Origin of the sequence: Actinomadura logoneensis, from assembly GCF_003428695.1 — a bacterium.
Classification (GTDB): Bacteria; Actinomycetota; Actinomycetes; order Streptosporangiales; family Streptosporangiaceae; genus Spirillospora; species Spirillospora logoneensis.
Map to the genome: position 1 here is coordinate 1 of NZ_QURH01000024.1, position 888 is coordinate 888.

At 76.9% G+C, this 888-nt stretch carries 1 pseudogene; it reads left to right on the plus strand.

Features of this window, described 5'->3' with window-relative positions:
• Window positions 1-501: 501 nt before the first annotated feature.
• Window positions 502-888: pseudogene (locus tag DZF91_RS01375) on the plus strand (tetratricopeptide repeat protein); the annotation flags it as partial.

Genomic DNA, 888 nt, shown 5'->3' on the forward strand with positions numbered 1-888 from the left:
TTCCGGTTCGACTCCGGATGGAGGCCCTCAGGGAGGCCGGCCGCCGAGTGGGGCGGCCGGCCTCCGAAACCCGAAGAACTGACCGATACAGGTCAGCGTCCGTCCGGACGTTGTGAAGGACGCGCCACGCGGGATACGCATGGGTGCATCGGGTTCACACCGGGTGAGGGGCGGACGATGAAGCGGATCCTCGTGCACAGAACCGGGCCGGTCGCCCTGCGCGGCGTGGCCAGCACCAGGCACGCCGGCCTGTGAGCGCCGAGCGCCGGCAGGCGCGCGGCGCGAGCGGTCCGGCCGGAGCGCCGGCAGGCGCGCGGCGCGAGCGGTCCGGCCGAGCTGCGGATCACGGCGGACCGGCGGACCGGCGGACCGTACACGGCCGGGGCCGCCCTGGTCGGCGTCCTCGCCCGCGAGGCCGCCGCCGCGGAACGTTCCGATCTCCTCGCCGCCCACGACATCGAACTGCGGACCGTCGCGCCCGACCTGGGCGATCTCGTCCCGGTGCGACGCGTCCCGCTGATGGACCGGGTCGCCCGCAAGGAGCGCGTCCTCGTTCCGGCCGCGCGCCGGACGCTGCGCGTCGCCAACGGCGTGGCCGAGTTCGTCCGCGACTGGCTCGACGCGTCCGGACGGCCCCGCACGGTCGTGCTCGAAGGGTTCGCCGAGGCCGATCCCGCCGACGCCGAGCTGTTCACCGTGCTCCGCCGCCGCGTCGGCGCCGAGCTGCTGACCGTCCGGATCGACGACGGGCCGGTCGCCGAGCCGCCCGGTGACGGCCTCGACCCCGCCGGGCACGCCGCCCGCGCGGACGAGCTGGAGGCGTCCGGCCTGGTCGGGCCGCGCCTCGGGACCGTCCTGCGGCACCGCGACCGCGCGGGCGACCCGGCC